This is a genomic window from Metabacillus hrfriensis (genome assembly GCF_030127205.1).
In the GTDB taxonomy this organism is placed as follows: domain Bacteria; phylum Bacillota; class Bacilli; order Bacillales; family Bacillaceae; genus Bacillus_P; species Bacillus_P dongyingensis.
In genome coordinates this window covers 5,044,161-5,065,943 of sequence record NZ_CP126116.1, presented here as the reverse complement: position 1 = coordinate 5,065,943, position 21,783 = coordinate 5,044,161, and the positions used below count along the sequence as shown (strand labels likewise).

At 41.0% G+C, this 21,783-nt stretch carries 22 protein-coding genes; 21 read left to right on the top strand and 1 reads right to left on the bottom strand.

Features of this window, described 5'->3' with window-relative positions:
- Positions 1–712 precede the first annotated feature (712 nt).
- The 11 genes from rpmH (at position 713) to QLQ22_RS24945 (ending at position 11,011) form a co-directional block, all read left to right on the top strand.
- A complete protein-coding gene (rpmH, locus tag QLQ22_RS24995) occupies positions 713–847 on the top strand; it encodes a 50S ribosomal protein L34 (protein ID WP_029282916.1) in 135 nt (44 codons plus the stop codon).
- Positions 848–1,010: 163 nt separating this feature from the next.
- Complete coding sequence (rnpA, locus tag QLQ22_RS24990; RefSeq protein ID WP_223438835.1) at positions 1,011–1,385, top strand: ribonuclease P protein component; 375 nt, start codon at positions 1,011–1,013, stop codon at positions 1,383–1,385.
- 107 nt (positions 1,386–1,492) lie between these two features.
- Positions 1,493–2,269 carry a YidC family membrane integrase SpoIIIJ gene (gene spoIIIJ / locus QLQ22_RS24985; RefSeq protein ID WP_223438834.1) on the top strand — a complete coding sequence of 259 codons (777 nt, stop codon included), beginning with the start codon at positions 1,493–1,495 and terminating at the stop codon, positions 2,267–2,269.
- The gene (jag, locus tag QLQ22_RS24980) at positions 2,266–2,886 is read left to right on the top strand and encodes an RNA-binding cell elongation regulator Jag/EloR (RefSeq protein ID WP_223438833.1); all 621 of its coding nucleotides are present in this window, start codon (positions 2,266–2,268) and stop codon (positions 2,884–2,886) included. Before spoIIIJ ends, jag begins: the two co-directional genes overlap by 4 nt.
- Before the next feature lie 400 nt (positions 2,887–3,286).
- Complete coding sequence (mnmE, locus tag QLQ22_RS24975) at positions 3,287–4,672, top strand: tRNA uridine-5-carboxymethylaminomethyl(34) synthesis GTPase MnmE (protein ID WP_223438832.1); 1,386 nt, start codon at positions 3,287–3,289, stop codon at positions 4,670–4,672.
- An 83-nt stretch (positions 4,673–4,755) separates the two neighbouring features.
- A complete protein-coding gene (gene mnmG / locus QLQ22_RS24970) occupies positions 4,756–6,645 on the top strand; it encodes a tRNA uridine-5-carboxymethylaminomethyl(34) synthesis enzyme MnmG (RefSeq protein ID WP_223438831.1) in 1,890 nt (629 codons plus the stop codon).
- A gap of 24 nt (positions 6,646–6,669) precedes the next feature.
- Positions 6,670–7,386: a 16S rRNA (guanine(527)-N(7))-methyltransferase RsmG gene (gene rsmG / locus QLQ22_RS24965; protein WP_284015787.1), complete on the top strand. Its 717-nt coding sequence runs from the start codon at positions 6,670–6,672 to the stop codon at positions 7,384–7,386.
- A gap of 95 nt (positions 7,387–7,481) precedes the next feature.
- Complete coding sequence (gene noc / locus QLQ22_RS24960; RefSeq protein ID WP_223438830.1) at positions 7,482–8,348, top strand: nucleoid occlusion protein; 867 nt, start codon at positions 7,482–7,484, stop codon at positions 8,346–8,348.
- Positions 8,349–8,518: 170 nt separating this feature from the next.
- Positions 8,519–9,280 (top strand): ParA family protein, encoded by a 762-nt coding sequence (locus tag QLQ22_RS24955; RefSeq protein ID WP_070878939.1) that lies wholly within the window; start codon positions 8,519–8,521, stop codon positions 9,278–9,280.
- Complete coding sequence (locus tag QLQ22_RS24950; RefSeq protein ID WP_252207806.1) at positions 9,273–10,127, top strand: ParB/RepB/Spo0J family partition protein; 855 nt, start codon at positions 9,273–9,275, stop codon at positions 10,125–10,127. The genes QLQ22_RS24955 and QLQ22_RS24950 overlap by 8 nt, the downstream gene beginning before the upstream one ends.
- 182 nt (positions 10,128–10,309) lie before the next feature.
- Complete coding sequence (locus QLQ22_RS24945; RefSeq protein WP_284015786.1) at positions 10,310–11,011, top strand: DUF554 domain-containing protein; 702 nt, start codon at positions 10,310–10,312, stop codon at positions 11,009–11,011.
- Here the strand turns inward: QLQ22_RS24945 and yyaC are convergent.
- The gene (gene yyaC, locus QLQ22_RS24940; RefSeq protein ID WP_284015785.1) at positions 11,008–11,631 is read right to left on the bottom strand and encodes a spore protease YyaC; all 624 of its coding nucleotides are present in this window, start codon (positions 11,629–11,631) and stop codon (positions 11,008–11,010) included. The two genes, QLQ22_RS24945 and yyaC, sit on opposite strands and share 4 nt — an antisense overlap.
- A gap of 179 nt (positions 11,632–11,810) precedes the next feature.
- On the opposite strand from yyaC, the gene QLQ22_RS24935 reads away from it, so the two are divergent.
- The 10 genes from QLQ22_RS24935 (at position 11,811) to dnaB (ending at position 20,612) form a co-directional block, all read left to right on the top strand.
- Positions 11,811–12,704, top strand: a complete 894-nt coding sequence (locus tag QLQ22_RS24935) for a mechanosensitive ion channel family protein (RefSeq protein WP_252207803.1) — start codon at positions 11,811–11,813, stop codon at positions 12,702–12,704.
- Positions 12,701–12,898, top strand: coding sequence for a DUF951 domain-containing protein (locus QLQ22_RS24930; RefSeq protein WP_223443756.1), 198 nt, complete (start codon positions 12,701–12,703; stop codon positions 12,896–12,898). The genes QLQ22_RS24935 and QLQ22_RS24930 overlap by 4 nt, the downstream gene beginning before the upstream one ends.
- 222 nt (positions 12,899–13,120) lie before the next feature.
- The gene (ychF, locus tag QLQ22_RS24925) at positions 13,121–14,221 is read left to right on the top strand and encodes a redox-regulated ATPase YchF (RefSeq protein ID WP_223438825.1); all 1,101 of its coding nucleotides are present in this window, start codon (positions 13,121–13,123) and stop codon (positions 14,219–14,221) included.
- A gap of 112 nt (positions 14,222–14,333) precedes the next feature.
- Entirely contained in the window at positions 14,334–14,621 is a 288-nt protein-coding gene (gene rpsF / locus QLQ22_RS24920) for a 30S ribosomal protein S6 (RefSeq protein WP_070878903.1), read from the top strand.
- Positions 14,622–14,660: 39 nt separating this feature from the next.
- A complete protein-coding gene (ssb, locus tag QLQ22_RS24915; protein ID WP_223438824.1) occupies positions 14,661–15,194 on the top strand; it encodes a single-stranded DNA-binding protein in 534 nt (177 codons plus the stop codon).
- A 43-nt stretch (positions 15,195–15,237) separates the two neighbouring features.
- Complete coding sequence (rpsR, locus tag QLQ22_RS24910; RefSeq protein ID WP_223438823.1) at positions 15,238–15,477, top strand: 30S ribosomal protein S18; 240 nt, start codon at positions 15,238–15,240, stop codon at positions 15,475–15,477.
- Between the two features lie 120 nt (positions 15,478–15,597).
- On the top strand, positions 15,598–16,527 hold the full coding sequence (locus tag QLQ22_RS24905; RefSeq protein ID WP_223438822.1) for a YybS family protein: 930 nt from the start codon (positions 15,598–15,600) through the stop codon (positions 16,525–16,527).
- A gap of 94 nt (positions 16,528–16,621) precedes the next feature.
- The gene (locus tag QLQ22_RS24900; RefSeq protein WP_223438821.1) at positions 16,622–18,601 is read left to right on the top strand and encodes a DHH family phosphoesterase; all 1,980 of its coding nucleotides are present in this window, start codon (positions 16,622–16,624) and stop codon (positions 18,599–18,601) included.
- The gene (rplI, locus tag QLQ22_RS24895; protein ID WP_223438820.1) at positions 18,598–19,047 is read left to right on the top strand and encodes a 50S ribosomal protein L9; all 450 of its coding nucleotides are present in this window, start codon (positions 18,598–18,600) and stop codon (positions 19,045–19,047) included. Before QLQ22_RS24900 ends, rplI begins: the two co-directional genes overlap by 4 nt.
- A 200-nt stretch (positions 19,048–19,247) precedes the next feature.
- On the top strand, positions 19,248–20,612 hold the full coding sequence (gene dnaB, locus QLQ22_RS24890; RefSeq protein WP_070878898.1) for a replicative DNA helicase: 1,365 nt from the start codon (positions 19,248–19,250) through the stop codon (positions 20,610–20,612).
- The last annotated feature ends 1,171 nt before the right edge of the window (positions 20,613–21,783 follow it).

Sequence of the window (21,783 nt, the reverse complement as noted above, 5' to 3'; positions counted from 1 at the left end):
ATGAGGCATCTCCCTCCTTTTTCTATAAAATGAATGTGTATATGTTTTGTACAACAGATGGATGTCCGTGAATAAAAATACAAAACGAACAAAATGTGCATAAATATATAATATAGTAGAAAAACGTCTTTTCGACAAAAACCCTTAAATGTGGACAAGTTTTTTAACAGGGTGTTAATAATCTTTCCACATGTTATCCACAGAGTGTGGATAACCCGGATGTTGACGTTCCGATATTCAGAGTGAAAACACAAATATAATATCAAATTAAACGAAGCGGCGCAATGGTTTTATAAAACTTATCCACATATCCGGCTCTTTGTGGAGAATAATTGTCCACATATGTTTGTTCTGTGTGAAACCTGTCAATAACGGGTGTGGATAAAAAAAATGTCGAAAAAACTATTCACAGCCTATGAAGTTTAATAGATTTGTACATCTATAACTGGTTTGGATTCTTTTTTAAAATTTGACTGATTCAGAATGCAAAAATGAATTTTAAATTTTTTTAGCGGAATCTACTTCGATTCTGCTTATTTAAGTGGAATAGAACTTTCCAAATTTGAAAAATTTCTATATGAAAACAATAAATAATATGAGAACAGTCCTTCAGTGTGAGATCTTTTTTGTCATATGGTTGACAATTCACTAGGTCACTCTCTATAATTAGAAAGACTGTCTTTAACAGCTATTCCTCAGGGAGGTGTCTATAATGAAAAGAACTTATCAACCAAATAATCGCAAACATAGTAAAGTTCACGGTTTCCGCGCTCGCATGAGCTCAAAAAACGGACGTAAAGTGCTAGCTGCACGTCGTCGTAAAGGAAGAAAAGTATTATCAGCATAGGCCACTGAAAAGTATCAGTGGTCTTTTTTACATGGCCCAATCCTACTCATGATTGGGCCATGTTTTTCAAAAACAGCTGTTTAAATAGATATTGTTAAAGAAATAATGATGGAAAAGCTCTCAACAGGCTGGAGAATTTCAGGCAAGGATCCGGAGTGAGGAAATGAAAAAGAAAAACCGCATCAAAAAAAACGAAGACTTCCAAAAAGTATTCAAGCATGGTAAGTCGATGGCAAATAGACAATTTGTGATCTACATGCTGGGTCAGCCTGAAGAAAAAGAATTCCGTTTAGGTTTATCAGTCAGTAAAAAAATAGGGAATGCCGTCACAAGAAACCGAATTAAGCGTCTCGTCCGACAAGTATTTCTCGAAGAAAAAGACAGCTTAAAAACAGGCATTGATTATATAGTAATTGCCAGAAAGCCGGCATCCGAAATGGACTATCATGAAGTCAAAAGCAGTTTATTGCACCTTTTCAGAAAAACAAAAGTCCACAGAGCAAGACCGCAGCGTGAAAACTCCATAAAAAATACATAGAAAAGTGAAAAATGAAATAAGTTTTCCTTTTAAAAGATGTTAAAATAAGTGTTGAATAAAGTCGGCAGAATTTGCAGGTTTAGTTATTTTGTTAGGAGGAATACCGGTTGAAAAGGAGAATATTGTTAGTGCTTGGCTTAGTGAGCATCATGATGCTTCTTGCAGGATGTACAGAAGTGAACCAGCCAATCACAGAAGAAAGTCAGGGATTCTGGAATCACTACATTGTGTATCCGTTGTCATGGCTGATCATATATTTTGCAGAATTAATGGGTAACAGCTACGGACTGTCAATTGTTGTCGTTACGCTGATCATTCGTTTTGCGATCTTGCCTTTAATGATTAAACAGATCAAAAACTCAAAAGCAATGCAGGAATTACAGCCAGAAATGCAAAAGCTGCGTGAAAAATACAGCTCTAAAGACCAAAAAACACAGCAAAAACTGCAGCAGGAAACAATGTCTTTATTTCAGAAGAATAAAGTGAACCCTCTTGCAGGGTGTTTTCCATTATTAGTTCAAATGCCAATCCTGATTGGTTTTTATCATGCAATTATGAGAACAGAAGCGATTGCAGATCACAACTTCCTATGGTTTGACCTGGGATCGCGTGATCCAATATACCTGCTTCCGATCATTGCAGGTATTACAACATTCATTCAACAAAAATTGACAATGGCGGGAACAGCAAATCAAAATCCGCAAATGGCTATGCTTTTATATATCATGCCAGTTATGATCGTCATCTTTGCTGTCAGCTTCCCAGCGGCACTATCTTTATATTGGGTAGTCGGAAATATATTCATGATCGTGCAGACAATGATCATTTATGGACCTGATATTAGAGCGAAAGCACTTTCAAAATCGGGAGGAACGAAAAAGTGAGAGAAATAACTGCTACCGGACTTAGCGTCGAAGAAGCAGTACAATCCGCTTTAACACAGCTGAATGCAAGCGATAAAGAAGTTGAAATTACCGTTCTTGATGCAGGGAAAAAGGGATTTTTAGGACTGTTTGGGGCAAAGCCTGCCATGGTTAAAGCCGTAAAACTTCCAAATCCTGCTGAAGAAGCGCATCATTTTCTGAAAGAAGTGATCAGAAATATGAATGTGGAGGCAACAGTTGAAATGATTCAGGAAGGCAAAAATGTCACGTTTCAAATTGAAGGAGAGAAGGTTGCGCTATTAATTGGTAAGCGCGGACAAACGCTTAATTCTCTGCAATATTTGACACAGCTCGCGGCAAATCGTCATTCTAATCACTACTTGCATATTACAGTAGATGCTGAAAACTACAGAACCCGCCGCAAAGAAACATTAATTCAGCTAGCTCAGAAGCTTGCACATCAGGCTGTTCGTACTAAAAGAGAAGTTCCTTTAGAACCAATGCCTTCATATGAACGAAAGATTATCCATGCTGCTCTAGTTAACCAGCAGCACAAGATTAAAACATACTCGGTTGGAGAAGAACCTAATCGCCATTTGGTGATTGCTCCTAAATAAGAACAGCAAAATCGCCTGTTTAGCGCAGGAAGAAAGATAGAAATCCGACACTTTGACTTTTTTTGCGGATTTGTTCTGCTGAGAAATTAGGCGATTAGCAAGACTTTGCCCGAACAATACTCATCTGACACGCCAAAACCCTGCTGGTATTCAATCAGCAGGGTTTTTTGTGCTTTCTTTTATGCTTAAGGGCTTAGAAACCTTCCATTTGGAAATATTGTTATTAACATGTGGATAAGTTAAAATGATAATGAGAGAATTGTGCGGAATTTAAGTCTGTGGATAATTCAATATATTTTTCTTTCCAACAAGAAATAACTATGATATCTTATAAATTTGACTGCGTATATAATAGGGAATTTCTATATAGATTTATTTTGAGAGAAGCGGGGTGAAACGCATGGAATTCGATACAATTGCAGCAATATCCACACCAATGGGAGAGGGAGCGATTGCCATCGTCAGACTAAGCGGGGACGATGCAATCAAGATTGCGGACAAATTGTATTCAGGTCCTTCTGAGAAACAATTGACAGAGGTACCTTCACATACGATTCATTACGGGCATATTGCAGATCCTGATACTGGCCAAATTGTAGAAGAAGTTATGGTATCAGTGTTGAAAGGCCCTAAGACATTTACGAGGGAAGATATAGTAGAAATAAACTGCCACGGCGGGATAGTAACAGTTAACCGTGTCCTGCAGCTTGCATTAAACCACGGGGCGCGGCTTGCAGAACCGGGTGAATTTACGAAGAGAGCGTTTTTAAATGGACGAATTGATTTGTCGCAAGCTGAAGCGGTGATGGATTTAATAAGAGCAAAAACAGATCGTGCAATGAATGTCGCCCTTGGACAGATGGAAGGGAGATTATCTAAGCTCATTCAGCGTCTGCGCCAGGAAATTCTTGAGACGCTTGCACATGTGGAAGTAAACATAGATTACCCTGAATATGATGATGTAGAAGAAATGACGCACAGCATGCTGATTGAAAAAGCAACGTTCGTCAAAAATGAGATTGAAAAGCTGCTCCAAACATCCCAGCAGGGCAAGATTTTAAGAGAGGGTCTTTCAACGGTCATCGTAGGCAGACCTAATGTAGGCAAATCGTCGCTTCTGAATAGTCTGATTCACGAAAATAAAGCGATTGTAACTGATATACCGGGAACGACAAGGGATGTCATTGAGGAATATGTAAACGTTCGAGGCGTGCCTCTTCGTTTAGTTGATACAGCTGGTATTAGGGAGACAGAGGACATTGTCGAGAGGATCGGTGTTGAGAAATCTAGACAGGTATTGAAAAAGGCCGACCTTATCCTGCTCGTTTTAAATTATAGTGAAGCTCTTTCAAAAGAGGATGAGCAGCTGTTTGAAGCTGTAAGCGGGATGGACGTAATTGTTATCGTCAATAAAACAGATCTTCCTCAAAAAGCAGATTTGAAACGGGTGAGGGAGCTTGCAAAAGATTCACCTGTAGTGACGACTTCTCTGCTAGAGGAACAGGGAATTGATCAGCTTGAAGAATCCATCAGCTCGCTGTTTTTCGAAGGCAGCGTTGGCGCTTCGGATTTAACTTATGTTTCAAACACAAGGCACATTGCTTTGCTGTCACAGGCAAAACGTACGATTGAAGATGCACTTGAAGCGATTGAAGCAGGAGTGCCGATTGATCTTGTACAGATCGATTTGACACGAACATGGGAGCTGCTTGGTGAGATTATTGGAGATGCTGTTCATGAAAGTTTGATTGATCAGCTGTTTGCTCAGTTCTGTTTAGGAAAATAAGGGCTGTATTTATATAGGATCATGTACATTTTACTTAGATTAAAAAATAAAAAAGTGCTTAATTCATAAAGGAGGTAAATACCATGGGATATCATGCAGGTGATTATGATGTAGTTGTCGTCGGTGCAGGTCATGCAGGGGTTGAGGCCGCCCTCGCTTCTGCGAGAATGGGTGCAAAAACGCTTGCTTTGACGATCAATCTTGATATGGTTGCTTTTATGCCTTGTAATCCATCAGTAGGTGGACCTGCAAAAGGAATCGTTGTGCGCGAAATCGATGCTTTAGGCGGAGAAATGGCAAAAAATATCGATAAAACACATATTCAAATGAGAATGCTCAATACAGGCAAAGGGCCGGCTGTGCGTGCGCTGCGTGCTCAGGCGGATAAATTTACGTATCAGCATGAAATGAAGAAGACGATGGAAAATGAGCGGAATCTTACAATGTTACAAGGAATGGTAGACCGTCTTATTATTGAAGACGGAGAGTGCCGGGGCGTTATTACTCAAACGGGCGCGGAATACCGTGCGAAAACAGTTGTTCTGACTACAGGCACATTTTTAAGAGGGAAAATTATTTTAGGTGAACTGCAATATTCAAGCGGACCTAATAACCAGCAGCCTTCTATAAAATTATCAGAGCATCTGCAGGAAATTGGACTTGATATGGTTCGTTTTAAAACGGGAACACCGCCGCGTGTAAACAGCCATTCAATTGATTACAGCAAAACAGAAATTCAGCCAGGTGACGACGTTCCCCGCGCTTTTTCCTACGAGACGACAAAATATATTACAGATCAGCTTCCATGCTGGCTGACTTACACAAGTGAAGAAACTCATAAAATTATCGACGATAATCTTCACCGTTCACCAATGTACTCGGGCATGATTAAAGGAACTGGACCGCGCTACTGTCCTTCAATCGAAGATAAGGTAGTCCGTTTCAATGATAAGCCGCGTCATCAGATTTTCCTTGAGCCAGAAGGCAGAAACACACAGGAAGTTTATGTGCAGGGTTTATCGACAAGTCTTCCGGAGGATGTACAGCGAAGAATTCTTGCATCCATCCCCGGTCTGGAGAATGTGGAAATGATGCGTGCAGGATATGCAATCGAGTATGATGCCATCGTACCTACACAACTATGGCCAACCCTTGAAACGAAAAAGGTGCCAGGCCTTTTTACTGCCGGACAAATCAATGGTACATCTGGCTACGAGGAAGCAGCGGGACAAGGCTTAATGGCCGGAATTAATGCCGCCAGCAAAGCCCTTGACAAAGAAGAAGTCATCTTAAGCCGTTCTGATGCTTATATCGGAGTATTAATAGATGATCTTGTCACAAAAGGAACAAACGAACCTTATCGTTTATTGACTTCCAGAGCAGAATATCGCCTGCTTCTTCGCCATGATAATGCAGACTTGCGTTTAACGGATATAGGACGTAAGATTGGACTTATAAAAGAAGAACGCTACAAGACTTTCTTGCTTAAAAGAGAAGCAATTGAAGCAGAGAAAAAACGTTTGAATTCGGTCATCATCAAACCAAATGAGCAGACACAGGAATTAATCAGAAGTGCAGGCGGCAGTGAACTGAAGGACGGAATCCGTGCATCAGATCTTATGAAACGCCCTGAAATGAACTATGAGCATATTCATGCTCTTGCACCTGCTGACGAAAATATTTCCGGAGAAATAGCCGAACAGGTTGAAATTCAGATTAAATATGAAGGCTATATTGAAAAGTCGCTTCAGCAGGTTGAAAAGCTGAAGAAAATGGAAAACAAAAAAATCCCAGAAAATATTGATTACGATGCTATTTCAGGCATTGCTTCTGAAGCACGCCAGAAACTGAAAGAGGTCAGACCGCTTTCAATGGCACAGGCATCCCGTATTTCAGGGGTTAACCCGGCAGACATTTCCATCCTTCTCGTCTATTTAGAGCAAGGGAAAATAGCCCGTGTTTCAGGCGAATAAAAGCAGATCAGAAAGGTTTTGAGTATGGACATTTCTTTATTTAAATCCAGTCTTGAGGAAAAGGGAATCTCTCTTTCCGCAGAACAGCTGGAGCAATTTGAGACTTACTACGAATTGCTTGTAGAGTGGAATGAGAAAATGAATTTAACTTCGATTACAGAAAAAAAAGAAGTTTATCTTAAGCATTTTTATGATTCTATTTCTGCTGCTTTCTATTTTGATTTTACAAAACCGCTATCCATTTGTGACGTAGGCGCAGGCGCAGGGTTTCCAAGTCTGCCGATTAAAATTTGCTTTCCGCATCTAAAAATTGCAATTGTGGATTCTCTTCAAAAGAGAATTACATTTTTAGATCATCTGACGAAATCACTAAACCTTTCAGGCGTATCTCTTTATCATGACAGAGCAGAAACGTTTGGAAAAAACAAAGCATTCAGAGAAACGTATGACGTTGTGACGGCAAGGGCCGTAGCGCGTCTATCTGTTTTGAGCGAGCTTTGCCTGCCCCTTGCTAAAACAGGCGGTCATTTCGTAGCAATGAAAGCCGCATCAGCTGAGGAAGAAATAATCAAAGCTGAAAAAGCAATCAGTACGCTTGGCGGCAAGGTGAAGGAAAAGTATGCCTTTGAGCTGCCGCTTGAGGAAAGTGAGCGCTCAATCATTATTATTCATAAACAAAAATCAACACCTGCAAAATATCCCCGTAAACCGGGTACGCCTAACAAACTTCCGTTAGAATAGAAAAACATTAAATGGAAAGTTCGGTCGGCATGCAGGAATATAGAGAATTGAAAGAGAATTAATATGATGGCAGTTTCTAAAGGTGGTGTAGGCTCATGAAGCATCCATTCTCTCGTTTTTTCGGTTTGGGAGAAAAAGAAGATACAGCAGAAAAAACAGCAGTAATTGAAGCAGAAGAGATTGATGATTCAGTATTTGATGAGGTTAAAAAGATTTCCGTGCAGGAAATTGTGCCTAATCGTTTTCAGCCCCGTACGGTTTTCGCGGATGAAAAAATTGAAGAATTATCGCTTACGATACGTACGCACGGGATTATTCAGCCGATTGTTGTACGTCAGGTTGATGGAAGATATGAAATTATTGCCGGGGAAAGACGGTATAGAGCGGTCCAAAAACTCGGATGGGAAACAATCCCAGCGATTGTGAAGGATTTCAACGACACAGAAACAGCTTCTGTTGCCTTAATTGAGAACCTTCAGCGTGAGGAGCTTTCAGCGATAGAAGAAGCTGTTGCATATGCAAAGCTGCTGGAGCTTCACGACTTGACTCAAGAGGCCCTTGCCCAGCGTCTCGGCAAAGGACAGTCCACAATTGCCAATAAGCTTAGGCTGTTAAAGCTGCCTAAGGAAGTTCAGGATGCATTGCTCCAAAAGAAAATAACAGAGAGACATGCTAGAGCACTCATTCCTTTAAAAAAACCAGATCCGCAAATAACACTGCTCTCTGAAATCATTGAAAAGCAGTTAAATGTCAAACAAACAGAAGACCGCGTTGTCAAAATGCTTGAGAAAACCAGCCCGAAAGCAAAACCAAAACGTAAAGCGTTCAGCCGGGATACTCGTATTGCGATGAATACCATCCGTCAATCGCTGACAATGGTAGCGGATACTGGCGTAAAAATAAATGCTGAAGAAGAAGAATTTGAAGAATACATTCAATTCACTATAAAAATTCCAAAGTAGCTCTCTGCAAATTCAGCAGAGGGCTTTTTCTTTTTGAAGTTTCATAGATTTCGAGATTTTCGTTCAGGCTGCATTTTCACAAATTGCAAAAAAGTTCAAACCATTGGCAAAGTTTCATGATAAAATAGAGAACATGATAGAGTTCATGTTTAGTGAAAGCAGGTGACATTGTGGGGAAAATTATTGCCATTGCGAACCAGAAAGGCGGAGTCGGCAAAACGACAACTTCCGTTAATCTTGGTGCGTGCTTAGCATATATAGGAAAACGAGTTCTTCTCGTCGATGTTGACCCACAAGGAAATGCGACAAGTGGTATAGGAATAGAAAAAGCCGATGTTGAACATTGTGTTTATGATATTTTAGTTGATGATGTTGATGTAACAGAAGTCATTAAGCCAACTGCTGTCGAAAATTTGGATGCAATTCCTGCCACTATTCAGCTGGCAGGTGCCGAAATTGAACTTGTGCCAACCATTTCCAGAGAAGTCCGTCTGAAACGTGCGCTTGAAAAAGTAAAACATAATTATGACTATATGATTATTGACTGTCCTCCCTCTTTAGGATTGCTGACAATCAATGCTTTAACAGCTTCAGATGCCGTGCTTATTCCAGTTCAATGCGAGTATTATGCACTTGAAGGATTGAGTCAGCTGCTGAATACTGTGCGATTAGTTCAAAAACATTTAAATACCGATTTAATGATAGAAGGCGTTCTTTTAACAATGCTTGATGCACGCACCAATTTAGGAATTCAGGTTATTGAAGAAGTCAAAAAATATTTTCGCGACAAAGTATATAAAACAATTATTCCCAGAAACGTCCGTTTAAGCGAAGCACCAAGTCATGGACAGCCGATTATTATTTATGACCCGCGCTCACGGGGCGCTGATGTATACTTAGAATTGGCAAAGGAAGTGGTTGTAAATGGCTAAAGGGTTAGGTAAAGGAATCAATGCTTTGTTTACGAATATGGAAGTAAGCAATGACGAAACACTGCAGGAAATTAAAATAAAAGATCTGCGTCCAAATCCTTATCAGCCCCGCAAAACATTTTTGCCAGGAGCGATTGAAGAACTGAAAGAGTCCATCCTTCAGCATGGCATCCTTCAGCCAATCATTGTGCGTAAGAGTATTAAAGGCTATGAGATTGTCGTGGGCGAGCGCCGTTTCCGTGCAGCGAAAGCAGCGGGCCTTCATGTTGTGCCAGCTGTCATCAGAGAGCTGACAGATCAGCAGATGATGGAGCTTGCGCTTCTTGAAAATCTCCAGCGCGAAGATCTATCTCCAATCGAAGAAGCGGGAGCCTACCAGTCTTTGCTTGATCACTTGCATATTACACAAGAAGAGCTTGCCAAACGTCTAGGGAAAAGCAGACCGCATATTGCGAATCATCTGAGGTTATTGTCTCTTCCAGATACCATTCAAACTCTTATTTCTGAAGGAAAGATTTCAATGGGTCATGGCAGAACACTGCTCGGGCTTAAGAAAAAAGACAAGCTAAAAGCCTTAGCGGACAAAATTATGAAAGAACAGCTTAATGTCCGGCAAGTTGAGCTTCTTGTTCAGCAGTTAAACGAAAATGTTCCACGTGAAACGAAAAAGAAAGCTGTCAGTCAGGACATTTTCATTAAAGAAAGAGAATCCTACTTGCGTGAGTATTTTGGCACTTCTGTTACGATTAAGCAGCAGAAGAAAAAAGGGAAAATAGAAATTGAATTTTTCTCAAAAGAGGACTTGGAAAGAATTTTAGAGTTGCTTGAAGCTGAGCAAACATCTTAAGCGGCCATCTTGCAGCATAGATGGCTTATTTTTATGTTTTAATAAAAAGCAGCTTCGGAACTTAACATCTCGGTCAGAAAGGATCCGCCCTAAAAGTAATTTGCAATTTTTCTGCCGGATCTCTATCTGCCTGCCGAAGCTGAACAAGGCGCTTGCGCATATAATTAGAAAGAGGGATTAAGTTGGTGTTATTAGGAAGTTTAGTAAATGCAGCTGGAATTATCATAGGTTCTCTTTTAGGTTTATTGCTTCGCAGAATACCAGAATCTATGAAACAGACGGTCATGACAGGCATAGGTCTTTTTGTCATGGTATTAGGCCTCGATATGGCACTGGAAAGTGAACAGCTGTTTATTGTGATTATCAGTCTTGTTTTCGGGGCAGTCATTGGAGAAGCCATTGATATTGAAAAGAAACTGCATCAGGTGGGACACTGGCTTGAGAAAAAACTAAGCAGAAATCAAACGGGGGATTTTGCACAAGGCTTTGTATCCGCTACCCTTATCTTTGTCATTGGTGCAATGGCAATTGTTGGATCACTTGATAGCGGATTGAGACAGGATCATGATATTTTGTACACAAAGTCGATGATTGATGGCTTTACGAGCATGGTTCTTTCAAGTACCCTTGGCATAGGTGTTCTTCTTTCAGCGGTTCCTGTTTTCATATATGAAGGAGGCATCGCTGTATTTGCGAATGTGATTCATCAGTATGTACCGGAATCTTTGCTTGAGGATTTGATCTCAGAGATTACAGCCGTTGGCGGGATACTGATCTTTGCCATTGGTATTAATATGCTTGCTATAAAAGCCATTCGTGTAGCAAACCTCCTGCCAAGCCTGGCAGTTGTTGCAGTCATTATTGTTTTAATGAAATTTGTTTAATTGAAGTTTGCATCCTTGGCCTGATTAAGCCAGGAGGTCTTTGTCTTTAACGGGATTTTTTTAAGTTCTATCTGCTGCTCAGCCAGAATGATGCTTTCTGCAATAATAGAAGCCATTGTCATGACGAGATGCAGTCTTGTATTTTGCAATACAAAGAATTCCATAAACCCGCTGACGTTGACAATTCCATTTATGTGAATGTCTCCTACCTCGGGAAGCACCTTGTTTACACCTGCACCAGGCTTGATTGGACCTGATCCAACCTGGAATGTCCCTACACTTTTTAGTCTTCCCAAGCAGGCATCAATCGCCAGAATAAAAGGATTATCGAACGTTTGTTCTATTTCTTGAATAGTTTCTTCAAGGTTGACTGCATGAACAGGATGCTTGAGTGTTCCGTAAACATGAAAATGCTTGAGATCAGCTTCGATAAGCTTAGTGCCTACTAAAGGGCCCAAACAGTCACCTGTTGAGCGGTCTGTTCCAATACATAGGACTACGATGGGTTTCCGTACAGAAAGAAGGAGTTTTATTTCTGATGATAAATGTTCAGCCGCATGGTCATCTTCATAATAAATTCGGTCTCGCTGCGGTTTTAAAAAGCCAGATTTAAAATTCATCATTTCACTCCTTCAATATAGTAGTAACAGTATACGGAAGAATATAGAAATCTATACATATTTAAGAGATAATAAGAGTTTTTGCTAAGCACTGTAAATTGCTTAGAAAAGTTGTTAAAATAAAACCTATCTTTATGAATGCAGCGTGTAATTCTTTCTAAAGGAAAGGTTGATCTGATGTGGATTTTATAAATAAGCTTATAGATAAAATAGGTGCCTCTCTTCTAAACGAAGATCTCTGGCTGAACTTTGGACAAGGACTGCTGAAGATTATTGGCATTATGATCCTTTCAACAATCCTTATTCGAGTCGGAAATGTAGTCATTGGAAAAATTTTCTTGCTGAGAACAAAGTCACCGCTCCGCATTTCAGAGCGGAGAGAAAATACGCTTGTCAAGCTGCTCGATAACATTTTAACGTACCTCGTTTATTTTGTTGCCCTGCTGATGATCCTTGAGACATTAAGCTTCGATGTAAAGGCTCTGCTCGCCGGAGCGGGAATTGTCGGGCTCGCCGTCGGATTCGGTGCACAAAATCTTGTCAGGGACATCATTACAGGATTCTTCATTATTTTTGAAGATCAGTTTTCAGTAGGTGACATGATTCGTGTCGGCCAATTTGAAGGAACTGTTGAAGAAATTGGACTTCGCACAACTAAGATCAAGAGCTGGACAGGAGAAATCAATATTCTGCCAAACGGAAATATAACGGAAGTGACTAATTTCTCCGTCAATAACAGCGTCGCTTTTGTAGATGTCAGTATTGCCTATGAAGGGGATATTCCAAAAGCGGAAAGAGTCATTGAAGATTTATTGCTCGAGCTGCCGGATAAGTATGAAGAAATGGTTGCACCTCCTGAATTGCTTGGCGTACAAAACCTGGGGCCATCGGGAGTTGTCCTGCGTGTAGTCAGTGAGGTCCTTCCTATGAAGCATTTTCATATATCGCGTGTGCTGAGAAAAGAAATTAAGATGAGACTTGATGAGCATGGCATTGAAATTCCATACCCTCGCATGGTCATGTATACAAGACAGGATGAAGGTGCTAAACAAAAGGAAAGGATGAGTGAATAGTGGACAAGGAATTTGGCATAAATGACGTTGTCGAAATGAAAAAACCTCATCCATGCGGTGCGAATCGCTGGAAAATCATCAGAATGGGCATGGATATTCGCATAAAATGCGAAGGCTGTGCTCACAGTGTGATGATTCCAAGAAGAGAATTTGCCCGGAAAATGAAAAAAAGATTAGTCAAGCATGAAGAATAACTCTTTTTATGGCTTTAAATGGTTTATTTAGGGAGAAAACCTTGATTTTCGTTTGGTTTTCCCCTTTTTTTAATGAGTAAAAATGAACTTTTACCATGAAAGACTTCCCCTCTTAAGCTTGTCATTTCATGCGTTAGTATCTATAATTGTTGAAGATTGGTTAGATAACAGTAAACGGATTAATCGATTATATATTGTTTATATAGAGGAGTGGAAATAACCATGGCTTTAACCGCTGGTATTGTTGGACTTCCGAACGTAGGGAAGTCAACGCTTTTTAACGCCATTACACAGGCTGGTGCTGAATCAGCAAACTACCCATTCTGTACAATCGACCCTAACGTAGGGATTGTGGAAGTGCCGGATGAGCGTCTTCAAAAGCTTACAGATCTTGTAAAACCAAAGAAAACAGTTCCTACTGCGTTTGAATTTACGGATATTGCAGGAATTGTTAAGGGTGCAAGTAAAGGAGAAGGACTTGGAAACAAGTTTCTTTCACATATTCGTCAAGTAGATGCCATTTGTCACGTTGTGCGCTGTTTTGCAGACGACAACATTACTCACGTTTCAGGAAAAGTAGATCCGATTGATGATGTTGAGACAATCAATCTTGAGTTGATTTTAGCGGATTTAGAGTCTGTAGACAAGCGTATTGAGCGTGTCGGCAAGCTTGCAAAGCAAAAAGATAAAGATGCTGTTTATGAGCACGAGGTTCTGTTAATGCTGAAAGATGCATTCGAAAACGACAAACCGGCCCGCTCTGTGGAATTTACAGATGAACAGATGAAAGTTGTTAAGCATCTTCATTTACTGACAAGCAAACCTGTTTTGTATGTAGCTAATGTCTCTGAAGATGAAGTGGCTGATGCTTCAAACAATGAATATGTAAAAGCAGTTCGTGAATTTGCTGCGAATGAAAAAGCTGAAGTCATTGTTGTATGTGCAAAGATTGAATCCGAAATTGCCGAACTTGATGGAGAAGAAAAAGAAATGTTCCTTGAAGAGCTTGGCATCGAAGAATCAGGTCTTGATCAGCTTATTAAAGCTTCATACAATCTTCTTGGTCTGGCGACTTATTTTACAGCGGGTGTTCAGGAAGTCCGTGCGTGGACTTTCAAAAAAGGAATGAAGGCTCCGCAATGTGCCGGCGTTATTCACTCTGACTTCGAACGCGGCTTTATCCGCGCTGAAACAGTTTCTTATGAAGATCTGCTGAATGCAGGAACAATGGGAGCTGCACGCGAAGCCGGAAAAGTGCGTTTAGAAGGAAAAGAGTACATCGTAAAAGATGGCGACGTTATCCATTTCCGTTTTAATGTTTAATTTGGTTGCCTAAAGTCATTTTGTTTGCTATAATTTAAACTTGTGAGTAATTGAATTGTTTAATTGCTCCTTGCCCGTTTAGGGCCGTTTAGACCAAAAGGAGGTGTAAGAGATGAATAAATACGAAATCATGTATATCATCCGTCCAAACATTGAAGATGAGGCTAAAAAAGCTCTAGTTGAGCGTTTTAACACAATTTTAGCTGACAATGGTGCGGAAGTTGAAGAAACAAAAGAGTGGGGCAAACGTCGCCTTGCTTATGAAATCAACGATTTGCGTGACGGTTACTACATGCTTCTTCAAGTTGCATCAAAGCCGGAAGCTGTTCAAGAATTTGACCGCTTAGCGAAAATCAGCGAAGACATCATGCGTCACATGGTAACTAGAAAAGAAGTGTAATTCACATAGATTAGATATCTTTAAAAAAGGATGATTCTGATGATGAATCGGGTTGTTTTAGTCGGCAGACTAACAAAAGATCCAGAACTGCGCTACACACCAGCTGGAGCTGCAGTTGCTACTTTTACATTAGCTGTAAACCGTGCCTTCACAAACCAGCAGGGTGAAAGAGAAGCGGACTTCATTAACTGCGTCGTATGGCGCCGTCCGGCTGAAAATGTTGCAAATTTCCTTAAAAAAGGAAGTTTGGCAGGAGTAGATGGACGTCTTCAATCTCGCAGCTATGAAGACCAGACTGGCAAACGTGTTTATGTAACTGAAGTGGTTGCTGAAAGCGTACAGTTTCTTGAACCTAAAAGCGGAAGTGGAAACAGCGGCGGCGGTGGCGGAAACAACAATTATTATGGCGGCGGCCAAGGTGGACAAGGCGGTCAGCAAAATCCATTCAGCCAAAACCAAAATCAAAATCAAAATCAGAATCAGCGTAATCAAGGCCGTTCGAACTTTGATGACGATCCATTCGCAAATGATGGAAAGCCGATTGATATCTCTGATGATGACTTACCGTTTTAAAACATATAGTACGTGCAATTCATAATGGAAGGAGGAAATAACTATGGCAGGCGGACGCAAAGGTGGACGTGCAAAACGTCGTAAAGTGTGCTACTTCACTGCACACGGAATCACTAACATCGATTACAAAGATGTAGATTTGCTTAAAAAATTCGTTTCTGAGCGTGGTAAAATCTTACCTCGTCGTGTAACAGGAACAAGCGCTAAATACCAACGTAAATTAACGATTGCTATTAAACGCTCTCGTCAAATGGCTTTACTTCCATACGTATCTGGCGAATAATAAGATGAAAAAGGCAGTGAGGATTCCTTGCTGCTTTTTTATTTACTCTTTATCCAATCATTTGATTTGTCACACACGGTTCATTTAAAATAAGCTTGGAAGTATAAAAGAGGTGAAACTGTGAAACGGGTTAACGTACTGACAGAAGGTGCGATATTACTTGCGCTTTTTACTGTATTAACATTAATGACACTTTATCTGCCGCTTATTGGGGCATTTTTAATGGTCTTTTTGCCATTGCCGTTTATTCTTTATACGGTGAGACACGGGATTAAAGCTGCTGTCACTTTAATGGCCGCTTCTATCTTCATTACATTGATAGTTGGTTCTTTGTTTGCTTTGCCATTAACTTTAACATATGCCCTGAGCGGAATCGTAATGGGTTACTTTTATCAGAAGAGACAAACAGCAGGCGCTTTGATTGGGGGCACAATTGCCTTTCTCATCAGCTTTGTCGTCATGTATGCTGCTTCTGTGGCATTTTTTCAAATCGATCCAATTGAAGAAGCGACAGGCAGCATGGACGAAACGATTGATATGGCAAAGTCAATGATGGCTGCAATTGGTCAGGAAGCAAATGAAGCAGCGATTAATCAATTAGAAGAGCAAATGAAGTACATAGGCTACTTAATTCCAAGTTTGCTTGTGAGTGTTTCATTTATCTTCGCCATACTGTCTCATGCTGTAACCATTCCTGTTCTTAAAAGACTGAAAATCCAGCTGGTGCCGCTAAAGCCATTCAGAGAGTGGAAGCTGCCTACAAGCATTGTCTGGTATTACTTGATTGTCAGTTTTTTATTCTTTTTAAATTTGGATACAGGCAGCTTTCTATATATTGCTGCTGTAAACTTGCTGTTTGTTCTGCAGGTGCTGTTAGTGGTACAGGGCTTCTCTTTTATTTTCTTTTACAGTCATGTGAAAAATTATTCGAAAGCCATACCTGTTACAGCAATCATTCTTTCTTTGATTCTGCCGATCCTGATGTATCTTGTGCGAATCTTAGGTATAATTGATTTAGCTTTTAATTTGCGGGGCCGCGTGAAGAAATAGCACTATGGCGCATAAACTAGATTCATACAGTGCGCAGAAGGAGTAAGCCGCAGTCTTACGTATGTTTCACTGTTGTTTGAGGAGCTGAAACAAAATGCCCAGTTTTTACGAAAAACCGTTTATCAGGTATCCCCTATTTGCATTAATTGGCCTGACCGCGATTTCCATCATCATCATCTTTTATTATCGATGGATGATTGGTGTTGCCGGGGTCTTTCTATTAGGTGCGATCTTATTTCTTTTGAAAATAGCCGATAAAAAGCTGAAGGTTGAGATGGAAACCTACATTTCGACTCTCTCTTACCGTTTGAAGCGGGTTGGCGAAGAAGCTTTAATGGAAATGCCTATAGGAATTATGCTTTTTAACGAACATTATCATATAGAATGGACTAATCCGTTTTTGACATCCTGTTTCCATGAAGACACATTGGTCGGCAGGTCCATGTATGATGTAGCCGAATCACTTGTGCCCCTTGTGAAGCAGGAAGTAGATACAGAAACCATAACTCTTCACGAACGGAAGTTTAAAGTAATCATCAAGCGCGAGGAAAGACTGCTGTACTTCTTTGATGTTACGGAACAGACAGAAATTGAAAAGCAGTATGAGGATGAGCGGACAGTTCTTGCACTTATATTTCTTGATAATTACGATGAAGTCACTCAAGGCCTGGATGACCAGACGAAAAGCACAATTAATAGTCAAGTAACCTCCTTGCTGAATAAATGGGCAACCGACAACGGCATCTTCTTGAAAAGAACGTCATCAGAGCGCTTCATGGCAATTCTCAATGAAAATATTTTAATAAAGCTTGAAAAAGGAAAGTTTTCGATTCTTGACGAAGTAAGAGAACAGACGACGGTTCAAAATATATCCCTCACATTGAGCATCGGTATAGGCTCCGGTGTGCCGTCCCTTACTGAGCTTGGGGATTTGGCTCAATCAAGTCTTGATCTCGCTTTAGGACGCGGTGGAGATCAGGTTGCCATTAAGCAGACGAACGGAAAAGTGAAGTTTTATGGCGGCAAGACGAATCCGATGGAAAAAAGAACGAGGGTGCGTGCAAGAGTGATCTCGCATGCGCTGACTGAAATTATTTCAGAAAGCGACAAAGTTATCATTATGGGCCATAAATACCCCGATATGGATTCGATAGGCTCAGCCATCGGCATTCTGAAAGTAGCTCAGGTGAATGAAAAGGAAGGCTTTATCGTTCTGGATCAAAACGAGATTGATACAGGCGTGCAGAGGCTGATTCAGGAAGTAAAGCAGCATTCTGATTTGTGGTCCCGTTTTATAACAAGAGAAGAAGCTTTGGAAATCTCTACAGATGACACAGTTCTGATTGTTGTGGATACCCATAAGCCGTCACTTGTCATCGATGAAAAGCTGCTGAATAAAGTGGACAATGTTGTCGTCATCGATCATCACCGCCGGGGTGAAGAGTTTATTAAGGATCCATTGCTGGTTTACATGGAGCCATATGCTTCTTCAACAGCAGAGCTTGTGACAGAACTCCTGGAATATCAGACAAAACGTCTGAAAATGAACATGATTGAAGCCACATCTTTGCTCGCAGGCATTATAGTCGATACTAAAAGCTTTACTCTCAGAACGGGTTCCCGTACATTTGATGCAGCCTCCTATTTAAGGTCTAAAGGGGCTGACACCATTCTCGTGCAAAAATTTATGAGAGAAGATATTGATCACTATGTAAAGCGGTCAAAGATCATTCAAAATACCAACATGCTTAAAGATGGCATCGCCATCGCAAAGTCAGATCCTGATTCAGAGGACTATTTCGATCAGGTCATCATTGCGCAAACAGCAGATACGCTCTTGGCAATGAGCGGTGTTGTGGCGTCATTCGTTCTTGCGAGAAGAAATGAGCACACAATCGGCATCAGTGCCCGTTCCCTTGGGGATATCAATGTGCAGTTGATCATGGAAGCATTAGATGGCGGGGGTCACCTCACAAATGCGGCTACACAGCTTGAACATGTATCACTGCTTGAAGCAGAAGAAAGATTAAATCATGCGATCGAAGAGTATTTAGAAGGAGGAACTAAGTCGTGAAAGTTATTTTCTTAAAAGATGTAAAAGGTAAAGGGAAAAAAGGAGAAGTTAAAAATGTAGCTGACGGCTATGCACATAACTTTTTAATTAAGCAGGGACTTGCGATTGAAGCCAATCAGGCAGAAATCAGCAAGCTTCAAGGTCAAAAGAAAAAAGAAGAAAAAGAAGCGGCTGCAGAGCTTGCAAAATCTGTTGAACTAAAAGAGACGCTTGAAAGCTTAACGGTTGAACTTAAGGCGAAATCAGGAGATGGCGGCCGTTTATTCGGATCTATTACAAGCAAGCAAATTGCTGATGAGCTTATGAAATCACATGGCCATAAAGTTGATAAACGAAAAATTGACCTGCCAGATGCGATCCGGGCTTTAGGCTATACAAATGTGCCGGTAAAACTGCATCCGGAAGTAACAGCTACTGTTAAGGTGCACGTAACAGAACAAAAATAATCAGTTTAATAAATGTGATGTGTGAATGGATGCTGCTTCTTTTCGCAGCATCACATTTTTTCTTATTATAGAGAAATATAAGGTTTTGTTCATCCATGTCTAGCTGCATCGCCGAACGCCCCGGTCAGAATGGATCTGCCTGCCGGAGCTGACTAAGGCGCTTGCGCTTTTCTAATTAAATGATAAGGACGGTGATCATCATGAATGAAATGTTTGATGATCGGATTCCTCCACAAAATATTGAGGCGGAGCAAGCTGTACTCGGAGCGATTTTTCTAGAACCCGCATCTTTAATCACCGCTTCTGAAATTTTGATTCCAGAAGACTTTTACAGAGCATCTCATCAGAAGATTTACAATGTGATGCTGAAGCTTGCGGATAAAGGGGAGCCTGTTGACTTAGTAACAGTAACCTCTGAGCTTGCTGATGCCAATTTATTAGAGGAAATCGGCGGAGTATCTTATTTAAGTGATCTGGCAAATGCGGTTCCAACTGCTGCCAATATTGAATATTACGGAAGAATCGTAGAAGAGAAGTCGATTTTGCGGAGATTGATCCGAACAGCTACAACGATTGCTCAAGACGGTTATTCCCGTGAAGATGAAGTAGATGTTTTATTAAATGAAGCCGAGAAAAACATTATGGAGGTTTCACAGCGGAAAAACGCCGGAGCTTTCCAGAATATTAAAGATGTTCTTGTTCAAACGTACGATAACATTGAATTGCTCCACACAAGAAAAGGAGACATCACTGGAATCGCCACAGGCTTTACAGAGCTCGACAGAATGACAGCCGGCTTTCAGCGAAATGATCTGATTATTGTAGCTGCCCGTCCTTCTGTCGGAAAGACCGCTTTTGCCTTGAATATCGCACAAAATGTGGCAACGAAAACAGATGAGAACGTTGCGATCTTCAGTCTTGAGATGGGGGCAGATCAGCTCGTCATGAGGATGCTTTGTGCTGAAGGCAATATAAATGCACAGAATTTGCGTACCGGCAACTTGACTCCTGAAGACTGGGGAAAACTTACCATGGCGATGGGAAGCTTGTCGGATTCGGGTATATTTATAGATGATACTCCAGGCATCCGGGTAAGTGAAATCCGTGCAAAATGCCGCCGCCTCAAACAGGAAAGCGGTCTTGGGATGATTCTGATTGACTACTTGCAGCTGATTCAGGGAAGCGGAAGAAATAAAGATAACCGTCAGCAGGAAGTATCTGAAATTTCACGGACACTTAAGTCCCTTGCCAGGGAATTAAAAGTTCCTGTTATTGCCCTATCACAGCTATCAAGGGGAGTTGAACAGCGTCAGGACAAGCGTCCAATGATGTCAGATATCCGTGAATCAGGAAGTATCGAGCAGGATGCGGATATTGTTGCTTTCTTATATCGTGATGATTACTACGATAAGGAATCCGAAAATAAAAATATCATCGAAATCATCATTGCAAAACAGCGTAACGGACCAGTCGGTACGGTCAGTCTAGCTTTCGTAAAGGAATACAATAAATTCGTAAACTTGGAACGGCGATTCGATGATGCCGGCGTTCCGCCAGGTGCTTAGAGCTGTCGCTGTTGACAGCTTTTTTTTTGTAAAAATAGCTGAAGGAACAACGATGATTGGGCATTTCGCGGTGGATTGAGTACAGTTGAGGTCCCTCTTTTCAGGAGATTGCTGGAAGAATGCACAGAAAATACGGCTGAGTGCATAGAAGACTGGTGTTTATCTTGTTTCGGTGATTTCTTTTAGTGCTGCAAATGGCGTGTTAATGCCAAATATCATAGTGTTTAATGCTGCAAATGCGGTAATGAAGCACTAACCTCGTGTTGTAGCCCACATTAAGTGCTGCAAATGCGGTTATGGAGCACTAACCTCGTGTTGTAGCCTACATTAAGTGCTGCAAATGCGGTAATGAAGCACTAACCTCGTGTTGTAGCCTACATTAAGTGCTGCAAATGCGGTAATGAAGCACTAACCTCGTGTCGCAGCCCATATTAAGTGCTGCAAATTCAGTTATGGAGGACAAATCTTGTGTCGAAGCCCACATTAAGTGCTGCAAATGCGGTTATGGAGCACTAATCTTGTGTTGAAGCCATCATTAAGTGCTGCAAACTCGGTTATGGAGCACTAATCTTGTGTTGAAGCCCATATTAGGTGCTGCAAACTCGGTTATAAAGCACAAATCTTGTGCTGAAGCCCACATTAAGTGCTGCAAACTCGGTTATGGAGCACAAAACTTATGTTGAAGCCCATATTAAGTGCTGCAAATGCGGTTATGAAGCACTAATCTTGTGCTGAAGCCCACATTAAGTGCTGCAAACTCGGTTATGGAGCACAAATCTTGTGTTGAAGCCCATATTAAGTGCTGCAAACCCGTTTATGGAGCACAAATCTAGTGATTAAGCCCACATTAAGTGTTGCAAACCCGGTTATGGAGCACAAAACTTGTGTTGAAGCCCACATTAAGTGCTGCAAATTCGGTTATGAAGCACTAACCTCATGTTATAGCCCATATTAAGTGCTGCAAACCCGGTTATGGAGCACAAAACTTGTGTTGAAGCCCATATTAAGTGTTGCAAACCCGGTTATGGAGCACAAAACTTGTGCTGAAGCCCACATTAAGTGCTGCAAACCCGGTTATGGAGCACAAATCTTGTGCTGAAGCCCACATTAAGTGCGGCAAATGCGGCTATGAAGCACTAACCTCATGTTATAGCCCATATTAAGTGCTGCT

Excerpts from the sequence above, each read along its gene's own strand:
- rsmG (WP_284015787.1), top strand. The coding sequence starts at position 6,670 with ATGGACATTTCTTTATTTAAATCCAGTCTTGAGGAAAAGGGAATCTCT.
- rpsR (WP_223438823.1), top strand. The coding sequence starts at position 15,238 with ATGGCAGGCGGACGCAAAGGTGGACGTGCAAAACGTCGTAAAGTGTGC.
- rnpA (WP_223438835.1), top strand. The coding sequence starts at position 1,011 with ATGAAAAAGAAAAACCGCATCAAAAAAAACGAAGACTTCCAAAAAGTA.
- ychF (WP_223438825.1), top strand. The coding sequence starts at position 13,121 with ATGGCTTTAACCGCTGGTATTGTTGGACTTCCGAACGTAGGGAAGTCA.
- QLQ22_RS24950 (WP_252207806.1), top strand. The coding sequence starts at position 9,273 with ATGGCTAAAGGGTTAGGTAAAGGAATCAATGCTTTGTTTACGAATATG.
- dnaB (WP_070878898.1), top strand. The coding sequence starts at position 19,248 with ATGAATGAAATGTTTGATGATCGGATTCCTCCACAAAATATTGAGGCG.
- ssb (WP_223438824.1), top strand. The coding sequence starts at position 14,661 with ATGATGAATCGGGTTGTTTTAGTCGGCAGACTAACAAAAGATCCAGAA.
- mnmG (WP_223438831.1), top strand. The coding sequence starts at position 4,756 with ATGGGATATCATGCAGGTGATTATGATGTAGTTGTCGTCGGTGCAGGT.
- mnmE (WP_223438832.1), top strand. The coding sequence starts at position 3,287 with ATGGAATTCGATACAATTGCAGCAATATCCACACCAATGGGAGAGGGA.
- noc (WP_223438830.1), top strand. The coding sequence starts at position 7,482 with ATGAAGCATCCATTCTCTCGTTTTTTCGGTTTGGGAGAAAAAGAAGAT.
- QLQ22_RS24900 (WP_223438821.1), top strand. The coding sequence starts at position 16,622 with ATGCCCAGTTTTTACGAAAAACCGTTTATCAGGTATCCCCTATTTGCA.
- rpmH (WP_029282916.1), top strand. The coding sequence starts at position 713 with ATGAAAAGAACTTATCAACCAAATAATCGCAAACATAGTAAAGTTCAC.
- rpsF (WP_070878903.1), top strand. The coding sequence starts at position 14,334 with ATGAATAAATACGAAATCATGTATATCATCCGTCCAAACATTGAAGAT.
- yyaC (WP_284015785.1), bottom strand. The coding sequence starts at position 11,631 with ATGAATTTTAAATCTGGCTTTTTAAAACCGCAGCGAGACCGAATTTAT.